Consider the following 14606-nt stretch of genomic DNA (forward strand, 5'->3'; position numbering starts at 1 on the left):
GCTTCATCTCGTGATCACACAACACAAGGCAGGATGACATGGACCTCGGCAAGCTCATGAACAAGCACCTCACCAGGTACTTCGACCCCAGCAAGACCATCCCCGAGGAGACACTCCAGGAACTGCTCGGGTTCCTGCGCTCGACGCCGTCCTCGACGAACGTGCAGCCCAACCACTTCTACGTCCTCGCCACGCCCGAAGGCAAGGAGCGGCTGGCGGCCAACCTCGGCGAACGATTCCAGGACAACAGCGAGAAGATCCTGAACGCCTCACACACGGTCATCCTCACCACCAGGGCCGACCTTCCCGAAGGCCACCTCCAGTCCGTGTTCGACAAGGAGCGGTCCGACGGCCGGTTCCCCGACCCAGCGAAGCAGGCGCGGTGGGAATCCATGACCCGCGACTTCCTCAACCTGCGCAACTACGGCTACAAGGACCTGAACCACTGGATGGAAAAGCAGACCTACCTCGCGATGGGTCTGACCATGATGGCGGCCGCTGAGCTCGGCGTCGAAGCCATGCCCCTCGAAGGATTCGACCCCACCAGCGTCGACAAGGCGTTCAAGATCCGCGAAACCGGACACACCACAACCGTGCTGCTGGCCCTCGGCTACCCCGACCCCGCGAAGGTCTACAACAGCCCGATCTCCCGCTTCGAAACCGACCAGCTGTTCACGTTCGTCTGACCAGCCACCGCCCCCAGTGGCCTGTGATCCGAATGGTCCAACAGCGTCGACGGACCCCAGCCCACCCGGCAACGGATTCGGCGACCGGCACCGCGGGGCCGTCGAACGACTTGGCACGGGGCTGCTGTTGGTAGGCGCCGACGCGCGTCAGGCCACCCTCGGGGCAGCCACGGATCTGGAACAAGTCGGTCGAACTGAGCGCGAAGACAAAGATCTACTGTGAAGGCGTGCGGAATTTCACGATTCGACACCTTCGCCGGATTTAGGTTTCCGGCCCGCATCTCCTGGTCGGCCGGACCGAGTGAAAGGACAACGATCCACTATGAGGGCATGCGGTGTGTCCAGGGCGGAGACGGAAGTCGCCCTGCTGGAACTGCCCGAACCGTCATCCCCCGAGCCGGGCCAGATCCTGGTCGCGGTCGATGCCGCCGGGGTCGGACCGTGGGACGAACTGGAAATCGACGCTCGCTGGGACGTGGGGCTACGCCTCCCGGCGGCGCTGGGAGTGGAGGGCGCAGGCAAGGTGCTGGCCGTCGGCGCGGGTGTCAGCCAGTTCGCGGTAGGCGACCGGGTGCTCGCGCATGAAGCCCCGCTGCCCGGCGGGAGCGGCTTCTGGGCCGAGCGCGTTCTGATCAACGCCGACCACGCGGCGGCCTGCCCACCAGGCCTGGACGCCGCACACGCAGCGGCGCTGCCGGTCAACGGGCTCACCGCACTGCAGGCTCTGGAGAAGCTGGACCTCGGCCGAGGACAGCGGCTCCTGATCACCAACGGAGGCGGAGGCACCGGCGCCCTGGCCGTCCAGCTTGCCGCGGCCCGGGGCATCGAGGTGACCGCGACCGCGTCTCCTGCCGCTGTGGAGCGTCTGCTTGGTCTGGGAGCGAAGTTCGTCGTCGACTACCACGACCCGTACTGGTCGACCGAGGTACGCGGCGGGTTCGACGCTGCCCTCGTCATCGCCGCCGGCACGGCGGCCGAGGCCCTGCCCCTGGTGCGCGACGGCGGCCGGCTGTGCTCCCTGACCTCCGACGCGCCGCCGCAGGAGCGAGGCATCACGAGTTGGGATCTCTACATCGAGCCCAACGCCGCGCAGCTCGCCCAGCTGGCCGAGCAAGCCGCGGCTGGAACGTTGGAACTCGCACCGGAACCCCTGCCGCTCAGCGAGGGACCGGCCGCGTTCACCCGGGTGGTCGCCGGACGGGCGGGAGGCAGGAAGATCGTGCTCATTCCAGCATGACGCGCCCAGGCACCGACCCATCCCGGTGCCGGGCCGCAGTGCTCACGGGACACGAGCGGCCAGACCACATCGGACCAGCGAGGCGAGCCGCCTCCCCGCCACTGCCTGCAGCGGGGCGGGGGCGGGGACGAACAGAGCTTGATCAGAAAGAGGACACAAATGAAAGCGATCGTGGTCACGGACCCCGCCGCCGGAACCGCGGGGATGACGCTGACTGAACGGCCCGGGCCGGATACGGCCCGCCTCGCCGGCCTCGACGGCGCGAACTACGGCGACGTCGTCGTCGAAGTACATGCCTCGGGATTCACCGGGGACGAACTGGAGTGGCCCTCGACCTGGGTCGATCGCCTCGGCCGGGATCGGACGCCCTCGATCCCCGGACACGAGGTGGCAGGCGTGGTCAGCTCTCTCAGCTACGGAACGGCAGGGCTGTCGGTCGGGCAGCGCGTGTTCGGCCTCACGGACTGGACCCGTGACGGCACCCTGGCGCAGTACGTCGTCGTCGAGGCGCGCAACCTCGCGCCGCTGCCCGGGGACATCGACTTCACGGTCGGCGCGAGCGTCGCGATGACGGGCCTGACAGCCTGGCAGGGACTGTTCGAGCACGGGCACCTCTCGGTGGGGCAGAGCGTGCTCGTGCACGGCGCCGCGGGAGCGGTCGGATCGATGGCGGCTCAGCTCGCGCGAGAGGCCGGTGCGTACGTGATCGGCACCGGACGTGCCCCCCACCGCCAGAGCGCACTCGATTTCGGCGTGCACGAGTTCGTGGACCTGGACAACGACACGCTGGAAGACGTCGGCGGAGTCGACTTCGTCTTCGACGTGTTCGGCGGCGACATCGGCGCTCGATCGGCCCGCCTGGTGCGAGGTGGAGGAACATTCGTGACCGTCACCGGCCCGCCGGAGGTGCGGCCGGCCGACGGCCTGACGGTGGACTTCGTGGTTGTCTCCGACCGCGCCCAGCTGGGTGAGATCGCCCGGCGGGTACGGAAGGGCCGTCTGCGAACGCATATCGGGCAGGTCGCGAACCTCGACGACGCCGTCGCTGCCTTCAACCCGGCCAGGAAGGTCAACGGAAAGACGGTCATCCGCATGCGGTAAAGCCGCGGACAGCCATCGCCGCGCCGCCTGCTTCCGCCGCTCAGCAGAGCGGTGGGGGCACAATGGGCGACGCCGCATAACAATACGTGTGTTCTATTTAAAAAGATATGCCGGATTTATAGGACGCGGTCGCCTCGGTGACGGAATCACAGTGGCGAGCGTCGCCGGCCCGAGCGGCTCGGCCGACGGTTTATTCACCGAGGCGGTGTCGCAGCAGTCATCTGGAGCCCCCCATGCGCGTGTTCGTCACAGGTGCCAACGGCAGCATCGGCTCAGTTGTCGTTCCCGAACTCATTGCTGCCGGTCACGAGGTCCTCGGCCTCGCTCGTTCCGATGCCGCGGCCGCGGTCATCTCCGCCGCCGGCGGGACACCGCTTCGCGGCGACCTCACCGACCTGGACAGCCTTCGAGCCGGCGTCGCCCGGACAGAGGGCGTCATCAACCTGGCCTTTGGGAACGACTGGAGCAACTTGGGGCCGTTCATCGACGCGGAAACACAGGCCCTGCAGACCCTCGCGGCCGCCCTCGCAGGCAGCGGGAAGCCCTTCGTACATGCCGGCCTCACGCCGATGATGCCGGGCCACATCTCCACCGAGCAGGACCCCGACACCACCGACGGTCCCGTCGGCGGCCGTGGCCTCAATTCACAGATGGTGCTGACCCTGGCCGACCAGGGCGTCCGCTCCTCTGTCGTACGGCTGCCGCGCTCCGTGGGCAGTCAACCGGCTCGACGCCGCCAAGCTGTTCCGCGTCGCGCTCGAGGACGCTGCGCCCGGCACTGTGCTGCACGCGGTGGCCGACGAGGGCGACACCATGCGATCCCTGGCCGAGGCGGTCGGCGGCGTGCTCGCGGTCCCGGTCGAGTCGGCATCCCCTGACAGCTTCGGTCCCATTGGCCGCTTGTTCGCGCTCGACATGCCGTCCTCGAGTGCGCTGACCCAGAAGCAGTTCGGCTGGGAGCCCATCCACCCGAGCCTCATGGAGGACCTTGCCGCCGGCGACTACCCCGCCCTGGGCTAGAAGCCCCCCGCGGCGACGTCGAGCACAGGTGATCTCGACGGTCGCGCCGTCGCCGCCGCTGCGGCGGCCACTGGTGGCTTTCCGTGAACCGCCGACCTGACCGGACTGTTTGTAACCGTTCCTAAAGACTGAGCATGAGTTGCGTGTGCTCAGCCGAACGCCCCGAGCGGTCTTGGGCGTTCAGGTCGACCGCGTTCCTGCCGCGTGCGGCGCCGACGGATCGTGTCCGTGGTCCGGGTACGCGGGGGCGGTGTTCCTCGCTTCTCCGGCTTCCGGGTCGGGCCTGGGCGGTCCGATGCCCCGCACCATCGCTCTGGTGGTGTGGGGGCGGTGTCGTCCGTCGCCTGATCCGGTGGCCGAGGGAGCGTCGTCCGATGGCCACGCCTGCCGCCTGGTGGCGGGTGACGGGCCGTCGCGGGGTGCTGAGGGGCTTCTGCCAGTGCTCGGCGCCCCAGCGGGAGGTGTAGGCGGGATCGACAGCGATCACGCCGATACCGGCCTCGGCGCACATGCTCAGCAGGCGTGCGCGGAGTTTGCCGGTGGGGATGCCGGAGATGAGATGCCTGAACCGCTTCTTGCGGCCGTGTTTCTCCCGGCTGGTGGAGTCGGTGAAGTCGAGGTCTTCGATCGCGACGGCCTGCACGCCCGTCTGCTTGGCCCAGTACAGGAGCCGGGTGAGGGCGTGACGGAGCTGCGCGTCCCGGTGTGTGGCTGTCCCGGACAGGTCGTAGTCGAAACGGCGCGGCGCTGCGACCGGGTTGCCGTGCTCGTCCAGGAGCCATGCGGCGAGGTGGTCGGCGTTCATGTCGACACCGATCACGCCGTGCGCCCGGAGCGTGTCGAGCGGGACGATGGGCAGGTCTTTGCGGGTCCAGGAAGCGTCGAGGTACCAGCGGCCCGAGGTCACGTTGAGATGGACGCGGTAGGCCACGGCCCGGTTCGCTTCGATGCGGTCGCGCCACTCGGCGCCCCGGTGCGGGAACGACACCTTCGCGGCGAGAACGTACCGGCCGTTCCCGCTGTTGGCCAGCTCGGCGAGCGGGGCGGGGAGTTTGATGCTGACCTCGCCGTCCGGGGCGACACGGATCGTCTCGTTCCCGTGGCGTTTGCCGGACTCCCCGTCAGCGGTCATGAACCAACGGGAGACTTCCCATTCCTGCCGCCACTGCGCCTCGGTCCTGTTCGCGGCGGTGAGGTTGTGGCGTTGGTTCAGCAGACGCCGGCCGCCGCGCACGACGGAGACCTTCCCGGCTTCGCGATCGGCGCGTACGTGCTCGTACCGGTCTTCGAGGATCGCCAGACGGCGGGTTTTGTGGAACCACTCGTGTTTGGAGCGGTAGCCGCCGGGCTTGCCCCGGCTGCCCTTCTCACCGACCGGCAGAGACAGGCGGTGCCGAATGGTGCGGATACCGGCCGCCAGCGAAACAAGGTGCTGATGCTGGGCACGCCGGGACAGACCCCACTGATCGTGCGTTTCCGAGGTGACCGAACCGGCCCACCGCGAGGACGACTCGGCGGTCAGGTCCCGCTTACGGGACGCCCACGTGTCCGTGGAGTGCTCCAGACCGTCACGGCACCTGCGGACCAGATCCGCGGAGGCCAGACGCCCCATGTGCTCGCCGACCAGTCGCAGCACCTTCTCGTCCTCGGGTGTCAGGTGCTTGAGCCGGTCACGTACCGAGACGCCGGACGGCCCGTCGGCAACGAACGGCCGGGCGATCTGACGCAGCGGCTTCTTCTCAGCCATGCTCCGCGGCCTCCAGGGCCTTGCGGGCACGGTTCTTCGCGGAGCGGCGCCCGTACAGGCGGGCGCAGAACGAGGTCAGCACCTCCACCACGTCCCGCACCAGGTCGTCTTCCACCTCGCCGTCATCCAGGACTACGAGGCGGCGCCCGTGCGCGGACAGGGCGGCCTCAACGAGTTCGACGTTCATCCGGCCGAGCCGGTCCTTATGCTCGACCACGACCGTGGTCACAGCGGGGTCGGCCAGCATGCGCTTCGCCTTCGAACGGCAGCCGTTCATGCCGGAACCGATCTCCGCCTCTACACGGACGACGCGATGACCCGCCTTGGCCGCCCACTCCGACAACCGTGCGACCTGGCGTTCCAAATCCGTCTTCTGGTCATGGGAAGAGACACGGGTATACAGGCCCAGCCCACCGATCGCCTCTGGCGCCGCGGCGGCATCCATGTTCACCAGGATCGTGCGGGGCCCAACGCGCTGAGCGGGCACGGGAAGCGTCCCGTTCCTGAACCAGCGATACGCGGTATGGGGGCTCACCCCCTGCGCTCTCGCCCACTCAGTCAGATTCACGCGAAGATCATAACGCAACCAACATCATGTCACGCACACTAACTGATCGTTTCAGAATGACGAGCGCGGCAGCCGAAACGCGGCAGCGTGGCTGTGCGTCAAGCGCGGTCGTGCACTTGAGCCCAGACATCGCCGCCACAGGCCCACGTCCACAGCCAGTGCCGCAGCGACGGACTCGCGTTCCGGAGGCCATCGTGTGGGTCTTCGCCCCAGCTGGGCTCCCACCCGTCCACGTCGAAGAGCAGCACCGGGTTGTCCACTGCGAGCAATGAGACGTGCCACTCCATCGTGCAACCACCCGGCACGAGATACAGCCATGAGGAAGGCAGCCCCTCGGTGCGATTGCGTTCGTGCATGCGGACCGAGGAATGCCAGTCAGCCAGGTGTCCCGGCGCACGCTGGCCCGTGGTCAACGAAGCGATGCCTGCATCGGGCCCGAAGCCGCCGTTGCCGACCTCGGTGTAGACCCGACGAAGCAGCTCCGGCAGAGGGCGTCCGAGGATCCGCTCCGCGGCGTCGACTTCCTGGGGCGTGATCGGTGGGAACAACGGCTCTCGGGGAGAGTCCGCGAAGTAGCTCGCGACCTCGTCTGCTCGGGCGTCAAGAGTGACCTTCCCGGAACTGCTGCGGCCGATGATCCGGCCCTGGATCCGCTCAATCCCGCCCTGGCCGTAGTGCTCCTCGATCCAGGCGAGCGGAACCTGGGCCTTGTCAAACCGCAGGCCCGGATCCCAGGCACGATCGCGCAGCTTGTCGATGAGCACGTCGTCATTTCCCTGGTCGACCTCAGGCTCGGTGTGATCCATCGCAGGCTGCGGCTGACTGCTACTGCGCCGAGGGGAAGCCATGTGTCGGGAGCCTAGCGCTGAGGTCGGACGGAGCGTCGAAGGTGGCGGAGGCAGATGATCGAACAGGCTAGTTCGAGCAGTCCCTGGTGGAGGTCGGCGCGTCGCTCGTAGCGGATGCGGAGCCTCTTGAACTGGTGCAACCAGGCGAACCCGCGCTCGACCACCCAGCGGACCTTGCCAAGTCCGGAGCCGTGGGCGGTGCCGCGTCGGGCAACCATCGGCTTGATGCCGCGCTTCCAGAGTAGGCGGCGGTACTTGTCGAAGTCGTAGCCGCGGTCGGCATACAGGCGCCAGGGCTTGCGGCGGGGACGTCCTCGTAGGCCGCGGATTGACGGGACTGCGTCGAGCAGTGGCAAGAGTTGGGTGACGTCGTGCCGGTTGCCGCTGGTGAGCGTGACGGCGAGCGGGCTTCCGTGGCGGTCGACGATCAGGTGGTGCTTGGATCCGGGGCGGCCGCGGTCGACGGGCGAGGGGCCGACATGATCCCCCCTTTGAGCGCCCGGACGTGCGAGCCGTCCACGGAGCAGTCGTCCAGGTCCAGCAGGCCGGCGCGGCGCAGCTCGGCCAGCAAGGCAGCATGCAGGCGCGGCCACACGCCAGCCTCGGTCCAGTCCCGCAGCCGCCGCCAGGCCGTAACACCGGAACAGCCCACCATCTCCGTGGGAACATCACGCCACGCGACACCTGTTCGCAGCACGAACAGCACTCCGGCGAGGGCCACTCGGTCAGGAACGCGCAGCCGCCCTGGGTGGCGATGGCGCCGTTCGGGAGTAGGCGGCAGCAACAGGGCCACCCGCTCCCACAGGTCGTCAGGGACAAGATCAGCACGCACCCCGGACACCCTGCCGACCAAGATCGTCGAGTACAAGACCCGCAGCTCAACTCATTCTGAAACGATCAGTAATACACACTCAATGGGCGGCAGTTCCGCACCCCACATTTTTGAGATCTTGGTCTTGGACGGCGGGCAGCCTTCCGTGTCGGCTGCACGGGGCGTGCAGGAGTGAGCTGGTTGCCCCCGATGGGTCCTGACGCTGACCGCGCGACCGGTCAGGTGGCCGGCCCGGATGGTTCGCCGCGCAGCAGGTCGGGGCGGATGTCGGCTAGGGCGAAGGCCCGCTGGAGGATGGCCACGAGAACGTCGTCGATGCGGTAGCGCCGTGCGCGTTCGTCTCGCTGGAGGAGCGGGCCGGCGCCGTTTGGGCCGACGTGGCGCTGTACCGCCTTGACGCTGGTCAGGGTGCCGCCGATTTTCGACGGCGGGATCGGGTTCGTCGGGTGGTGGGCGAAGTGGTGCTGTATGTCCTCGTAGGAGGCGGCGCCGCCCAGCTCGGTGATCCGGCGCAGGACCGCCCGGGCCCCTGGCACCAGCGAGGCGATCATGTGGAACAGCAGCTGGTCCGTCCAGCCGTCGACAAGGTTATCGTCGGCGAGGTCCCGCGGGCCGGGGCGCGGGTCTGCCGGCGGCGCGTCCGGCCAGACGGCAGGGACGCCCGGGCGCAGCCGGTATGCGGCCTGGATGGCGGCTATTGCCTGCTCGTAGGTGTCCGTCTCGGTGTCGATCGTCAGCCGCACCCGCGCTCCTCCTGCGACCGGTGTCCCATGATTCCTGTCGCCGGCCGTCCTCTGTCCACAGGGGACCCAGCGGACACCTCCGCTCACGCGGAGCAGGCAACACGCTCTTCGACTCGCTGTTCCACAAGGACGGGACACCTCCGCTCGCGCCGAGTCGACATCCCTGGCTATATCCGCGGGTACCGATACACCGGGTCACCTCCGCTTGCACGGAGCCGACTCGCGCGGGCTCAGGTCGCCTGTCTGGAGTTCTGGGGCACCTCCGCTCGTGCGGAGTCGACGTGGCGTTGAGGCCGATGGCGCCGCCGGTCATCGGATGTGGAACGTCACGTAATTCCCCACCAGCGGCGTCAACTTCACCGCTTGCACATTCGAAGGTCCCGCTCAGGGCTCGGGGGTCCATTCCGCGGGAGGGGGTGTGCGGCTGTAGTGGGCTCCCCTGGTGCCGTAGTGGGCGAGGTGCAGGGTCTCACCGTCGACCTGGAGCTCTGCCGGCGGAGGGTTGGGAACGGAGATCCACGGGTGAGAGCGGCCGTCGATGCGGACGGTCTCCCGGGGTTGGTTCCAGCCGTCCGCCCATTCCTGGGCCCGCTCGCGGGTCCACGGGTTCTGCAGGGTCCGCGGGTCCGCGGGGTCGTGCAGGTGGCCGTTGAGGCTGCGGACGAGACCTTCGCTGTAGACACCCTTGACTCGGAAGTTCGTCAGGTCCTGCGCGCGTACGACGATGTTGATGTACCGGCGGCTGTTGCCTCGGTGCCGGCCCACCGCAGGCCAGCGACAGTGGCCCGGGTCCCAGCGGACAGGCGGGATCCACAGCAGGGCACCTACGGGGAAGTGCTTCGTGCCGCGCTGGATGTCGAGGCCGCTCTCGCCGTGCGCGGTTTCTCGCGCCACGTTGGCTACCAGGCACCAGCCCAACAGCCCGTCCGGCGTCTCTTCTTCGGTAGGTCCCGTGTCTGCCACGCTGAGGATTTTGAGGCACGAGACAGGGCGCAAGCCAGCTCTTATCGGATGAGCAGACCGGAGCGAACCACGTGCGGATCACCAGCCGCAGGAGACATCGACCTCGTTCGAACGTGCGGTCGGGGAAGTTGACGCTCCTGGTGGCCGGCGGTCCGCCGCCGGCCACACGATCACGCTGGATCACACCGCCCGAGGGGCGCGCGTCATGGACGCGCGCGGGCTACGGTCAGCGCTGCTCTTCCTGGCCCAGGCCGATGCCGGTCGTCCAGGACGTGATGTAGACCCCGCCCTTGTAGATGTCGGTGGTGCCGGGGAAGAGGAAGCTCGTCGCACGGCTGCTGCCGTCGGGCATGGCCAGCTGGAGCCCGCTGACCTGCGCCTTGTTCTCGGGTGCGTCGGGGACCGAGTAGGCGATGGTCGTGTGCAGCGGCGAGTCCGGGCGCAGGACGAGGGTGCCGCCGCGGCCGTTGACGGTCACCGGGATCTTGTCGGTCTGGTCCGGCGGAGAGCTCAAGGTGATCAGCGGGGTGTCGCTGAGGCTGCAGGTGATGCCGTCGTGCGCGAGCAAGGTCAGGTCGAAGCTGCGGTGGCCGAGACCGTAGGAGTAGCCGCCGAAGTAGAACGAGACATTGCCGGTGGTGCAGGGACGTACGGCGGGCTTGGCGGGGCTGGCGCTCGCCATCGCGGAGCCGGTCAGGAGCATGACGGACAGGGCCGCCGCTACGGCCGTGGCCCGGGTTCTTCTGCGCATGGGGAGGGGTCCTCTCGTTTTCGTAGGGGGGAAGCCGGATCAGGGGTGCCGGATGAGGTGGGTCAGAACGCGCCGAGACCGTGGGGCATGCCGATTCCGGTCAGCCCGTCCCAGCCGGGGCCCGCGGTGCACAACGAGGCGCGGATCCCGGGGTAGTCGGCGCACTGGTGGTAGTCCTCGTTGGTGCCGCCGGTGACGTCGGTGAAGCCGGACGCCGGGGCCTGGTACAGGGTGTTGGGTCCCTGGACGGCGGAGAGGCGCCCGGCGCGCGCGTACAGACCCGCTATGTAGGGCGCGGAGGCGCTGGTGCCGCCGACGATGGTCCAGTCGTAGGGTTCGCCGCTGCTCGGCGCGTAGGTGTCGTAGACGGCCAGGCCGGTCGCCGGGTCGGCGTCCGCGGAGACGTCGGCGGCCGCGCGGTGGTGGCCGCAGGCGGCGGTGACCGCGGCGGGCTGGCCGGTGGCCGCGGTGAAGTTCGTCTCGCAGCCGCTGCCGGCGGCCCACCAGCCCGTCGCGGGGGCGTCGGCGGGCAGGGTGACGCCGCCGACGGCGGTCACCGAGGGCAGGTTGGACGGCCATGCCTGGTGGATACCGCCGTTGAAGCCGGAATCGCCGGTGGAGGCGGTGATCGCGACGCCCTTGTGCCTGAACGCCTTGAGAGAGGCGCCGCTGGTGTTGGTCACGTCCGCGGTGTAGCCGTAACTGATGCTGATCGCCGAGGCGCCGGCGGCCACGGCCGTGTCGACCGCCTTGGCGAAGTCGCCGGTGGAGACGTCGTTGTCGTCCTCGCCGTCCTGCCAGGGCACGGAGATCTCCAGGAGGTGGCAGGTGGGGCAGGCCGCGGAGGCGGCGTCGAGGTCGAGCGAGGTCTCGACGGCGACGTCCTCCTCCAGCGCCGCCCCGGGACCGCTCTTCTGCGGTGCGGGCTGCTTGCCGCCGGTGTAGTTCTTGAGCGTCAGGCAGCCGGACGCCGTGCCGCAGGCGGGCAGCCCGAAGGCGGCGCGGTAGGTGGCCAGGTCGGAGGCCAGGGTGGCGTCGACGCCCGCATCGATGATCGCGATGGTCGCGGTGCTCTTCGACTTGGCGGGCAGGCCGTAGGCCTTGGCGAGGTCCTGCGGCCCGTAACCGGCGGGCGCGGACGCGCGCAGCGGAGTGGCGCCGCCCTTCTTCTCCGTGACGATCTGGGCCGCGCACCGGGGGCAGACGCTGCGCGTGCCGTGCGCGTCCAGCAGGGACCCGGTCCGCACCTCCTGCCGCAGCCGTACGACCCGATCGCCGCCGCCGCCGTCGGTGGCGGCCGTCCGTACGGTGCCGCCGCCCGCGGGTGCCGCGGCCACGGCCTGCGCGGAGGACGGCGCTCCTGCCAGCAGGGCGGAGACCACGATCAGCACGGCCGCTCCGCCGGTCGCCCGACGGCCGCCGACGATCGCGCGTACGCCCGTGCGCAGGGCGGTTCTTCCTCTTCTACGATCCACGGATCCACGAATCCCTTCTGCGTTCCCCTGATGGGGTGCGACGCGAGACGACGCGTCATGCACGTGTGATCCACACCGACGCGGAAGAGTTCGCCGGACGGGCAACTTTCTTTCTGACAGGGCGTCATGCACGCGCCCCACAGGACGAGTCGAGGGCGCCGGGAGTCGGTCCGGCCGTCAGCGCGACGGCACCGGAGACCAACTGCGCCAGTACACCGACGACGTCGAGACCGTCCACGTCCTGTACTTCGTCACCACCCTGCGCACGGTGGTCGTCGTCGCCTACATCGAGGTGTAACTGCGGCTCCGTGCTGCAATCTTCTGGGCGAGGCGGATGCCCGGAGCGTTGATCGCCTTATACATCGCGCCCTGGTCGGCTGCCATCCGCCGCGCGAGCTGCTGCATAGGGCCGTTGAAGAGCCTCTGCTGTTCGGCGGCCTTCGAAAGGCAACGCGCTGGGTGTGTCAGCGGGCTTGTCTCAGGCTCGGACGCGGATTTCTCACCGAGTCCGCCCGCGCCCCGGCGGTACGGTTCCATGCCTGGTGCCACAGATGCATGTTGCGGTCGGGGATTCCGCAGGCGCGCAGGAACGCCTCGCGCTGGTGCCAGTCGGCGGTGAGAGCAGTTTCGCGGTGGGCCTCGAGCGCCTGGGTGGCCGCGATGAGTTTGGTGGTGGCGAGCCATTCGGGGGTGGTGGGGGCGGTGCCGTTCAGGCGGCGGCCTTGTCTGCTCGGCGAGCGAGGGCGCAGCAAGACCTCAACGGACCCGAAGTCCCGGGACTCCAACAAGATGCCCGCAGGGCACCGTAAATTCGTACGGCGTCGCCAGACCCGCGCTGTTGGCATCCCTCGGCTCAGCAAGATCTCACTGTCCAGGGAGGGGCTCTCGTCGTGAAGGTCAGGAAGAGACCGTGGAGATTCGGACTGCTCGCCGCAACCGTGGGAGGGATGCTGCTCGGAACGCTGGCGGCCGGACCGGCGCAGGCGGAGAGCGGGCAGCAGCGGACCGGGATCCAACTGACGGCGCTGTCCGTCGAGTCAAGCACCGTCGACGCCTCCTCCGGCGACGGCACGGTCACGATCGACTGGACGGTCCAGGACGGTGACACGGCGGCCACCGACATGTTGGGGTCCCTCACCGTGCAGCAGGTCGGGACCGACGGACGTCTCGTCGGGGCGCCGCAAGCCCTGACGTTCTCTTTCCAGCCGGAGTGGCCCTACCAGGCGAACCCGGTCGACGGCAGCATGGCGTCCGCGCACTACAGCTACGCCTTCCCCGTACCGCAGTACGCCGCTCAGCCCACGGCCCGATGGGCCGTGGTGAGGGCCGAGGTCAAGGACGACCGGGGCGCCACGCTGGCCGTGGGACGGCAGAGACTGGCCCGGTACGGGGCAGAGTTCACCGCCACGCACCTCGTCGACTCGACCGGGCCGGCCTACGACCAGCTGGGACAGGTGCTGGACCAGCCGGAATACCTGTACAACGCCGATGCCTCCGTCACCGCACGGTACCGGCTGAACATCACCGACGACGAGTCCGGGTTCTTCCGTGGGCGGCTCGTCCTCGCCGGCCCGCAGGGCGCGACGGTGAGCGGAACGTTCCGGCTGGTGCCGAACACCGACGGTTCACAGCAGTGCGGAGACTACCCCGGTTACGACAGCCATGACGTCTGGTGCACGGTCGACGTCACCATCCCCGCCGGCGCCCCCGCCGGGTCCTGGTCCGTCTCGCGGCTCAGGCTGACCGACGCCTCGGGAACCGTCAGTGTCTCTGGGGGCCTCTCCCAGGACCCGGTGCACGTCACGCAGAACGGCACGCTGCGGGCGACCGACTTTGCCATCAGCCCCAGGCAGTACAACAACTGGAACGGCACCGCGCGGCTGGCGGTCACCATGAAGCCAGCCGGCTTTCGCGACGGGATCGCCTCCGTGACGGTGCTGCTGGACGGTTGCGGCGGGTCGGTCACGGAGAACCCCGAGATCGCGGACGACGGCTCGATCTCAGTGGCGGCCACTGTGCCGCCCGTCTACACCAGGAAGTGCGCGGTCACAGGGATCGGCATCACCGACGGCGCCGGCAACACGGCGGCGTACGGCACGGATTTCCACGGGCCGGCGCTGGACCTGGTCGCCACCCAGATCCCGGACACGGCGGCACCGGTGGTGAACTCCGCCTCGCTCGATGTCACGTCTGTACCCGCCAGCACCCTGCGGCGCAACGCCGTACTGACCCTGGACGTGACGTCGTTCGTGGGCGTCAACGGCTTCAGCCTCACCGTGTACGACGCATCCGGGGAACCGGTCGGCGGCATGTCCGGCGGCATCAGCTCCGTGACGAACGGCCCGCTCAAGCTGCTGGTGCCCCTGTACGAGGGCCTCACGCCCGGCGTGTACACGGTCGGTTTCACGCTCACGGACGCGGGTGACCTGTACAGCCAGTACGGCTACCCCAACGGCGTCGGTCTGCCCGTGCCCGGCGGACCACTGCGCATCACGGTGACCGACGACTGACGGGCGGCGTGCGGGGGTGGCCTCAGGCGGCTGCCCCCGTGCCGGTGAGCAGTTCGGCGGAGAGCCGCCAGAGACGGGCCGCGCCCGCTGTGTGGCCCGCACACGCAGTGCCGCCCCCGGCTCCG

At 69.0% G+C, this 14606-nt stretch carries 13 protein-coding genes and 1 pseudogene; 5 read left to right on the top strand and 9 right to left on the bottom strand.

The window, feature by feature from the left end:
* Window positions 1-38 precede the first annotated feature (38 nt).
* The 4 genes and pseudogenes from ACFY0P_RS48155 (at window position 39) to ACFY0P_RS48170 (ending at window position 4044) form a co-directional block, all read left to right on the top strand.
* Window positions 39-686, top strand: a complete 648-nt coding sequence (locus tag ACFY0P_RS48155; RefSeq protein WP_388928850.1) for a nitroreductase family protein — start codon at window positions 39-41, stop codon at window positions 684-686.
* Between the two features lie 337 nt (window positions 687-1023).
* Window positions 1024-1923, top strand: a complete 900-nt coding sequence (locus tag ACFY0P_RS48160; protein WP_388928851.1) for an NADP-dependent oxidoreductase — start codon at window positions 1024-1026, stop codon at window positions 1921-1923.
* A gap of 159 nt (window positions 1924-2082) precedes the next feature.
* Entirely contained in the window at window positions 2083-3024 is a 942-nt protein-coding gene (locus ACFY0P_RS48165; protein WP_388928852.1) for an NADP-dependent oxidoreductase, read from the top strand.
* Window positions 3025-3257: 233 nt separating this feature from the next.
* Window positions 3258-4044, top strand: a pseudogene (locus tag ACFY0P_RS48170) (NAD-dependent epimerase/dehydratase family protein).
* Between the two features lie 121 nt (window positions 4045-4165).
* On the opposite strand, the gene ACFY0P_RS48175 reads toward ACFY0P_RS48170, so the two are convergent.
* The 9 genes from ACFY0P_RS48175 to ACFY0P_RS48215 form a co-directional block, all read right to left on the bottom strand.
* Window positions 4166-5791, bottom strand: coding sequence for an IS200/IS605 family accessory protein TnpB-related protein (locus ACFY0P_RS48175; RefSeq protein WP_388928853.1), 1626 nt, complete (start codon window positions 5789-5791; stop codon window positions 4166-4168).
* Entirely contained in the window at window positions 5784-6359 is a 576-nt protein-coding gene (locus tag ACFY0P_RS48180) for an IS607 family transposase (protein WP_388928854.1), read from the bottom strand. The genes ACFY0P_RS48175 and ACFY0P_RS48180 overlap by 8 nt, the downstream gene beginning before the upstream one ends.
* A 98-nt stretch (window positions 6360-6457) precedes the next feature.
* Window positions 6458-7165: an SMI1/KNR4 family protein gene (locus tag ACFY0P_RS48185; RefSeq protein WP_388928855.1), complete on the bottom strand. Its 708-nt coding sequence runs from the start codon at window positions 7163-7165 to the stop codon at window positions 6458-6460.
* A gap of 53 nt (window positions 7166-7218) precedes the next feature.
* Window positions 7219-8039, bottom strand: a protein-coding gene (locus tag ACFY0P_RS48190; RefSeq protein WP_388928886.1) for an IS5 family transposase whose coding sequence is annotated in 2 segments (ribosomal slippage) — window positions 7219-7700 and window positions 7700-8039 — 822 coding nt in all. Because the reading frame shifts where the segments join, the coding sequence is not laid out codon by codon here.
* Between the two features lie 218 nt (window positions 8040-8257).
* Window positions 8258-8782 carry a hypothetical protein gene (locus ACFY0P_RS48195; RefSeq protein ID WP_388928856.1) on the bottom strand — a complete coding sequence of 175 codons (525 nt, stop codon included), beginning with the start codon at window positions 8780-8782 and terminating at the stop codon, window positions 8258-8260.
* A 384-nt stretch (window positions 8783-9166) separates the two neighbouring features.
* A complete protein-coding gene (locus ACFY0P_RS48200) occupies window positions 9167-9745 on the bottom strand; it encodes a hypothetical protein (RefSeq protein WP_388928857.1) in 579 nt (192 codons plus the stop codon).
* A 226-nt stretch (window positions 9746-9971) separates the two neighbouring features.
* Complete coding sequence (locus tag ACFY0P_RS48205; protein ID WP_388928858.1) at window positions 9972-10496, bottom strand: DUF4232 domain-containing protein; 525 nt, start codon at window positions 10494-10496, stop codon at window positions 9972-9974.
* Window positions 10497-10558: 62 nt separating this feature from the next.
* Window positions 10559-11971 (bottom strand): S8 family serine peptidase, encoded by a 1413-nt coding sequence (locus ACFY0P_RS48210; protein ID WP_388928859.1) that lies wholly within the window; start codon window positions 11969-11971, stop codon window positions 10559-10561.
* Window positions 11972-12435: 464 nt separating this feature from the next.
* Window positions 12436-12723, bottom strand: coding sequence for a hypothetical protein (locus ACFY0P_RS48215; RefSeq protein WP_388928860.1), 288 nt, complete (start codon window positions 12721-12723; stop codon window positions 12436-12438).
* 195 nt (window positions 12724-12918) lie between these two features.
* Between ACFY0P_RS48215 and ACFY0P_RS48220 the strand changes: the two genes are divergently transcribed.
* Window positions 12919-14481: a hypothetical protein gene (locus tag ACFY0P_RS48220; protein WP_388928861.1), complete on the top strand. Its 1563-nt coding sequence runs from the start codon at window positions 12919-12921 to the stop codon at window positions 14479-14481.
* Window positions 14482-14606 lie beyond the last annotated feature (125 nt).

The sequence above is a fragment of the Streptomyces sp. NPDC001714 genome (genome assembly GCF_042892755.1).
Taxonomy (GTDB): Bacteria; Actinomycetota; Actinomycetes; order Streptomycetales; family Streptomycetaceae; genus Streptomyces.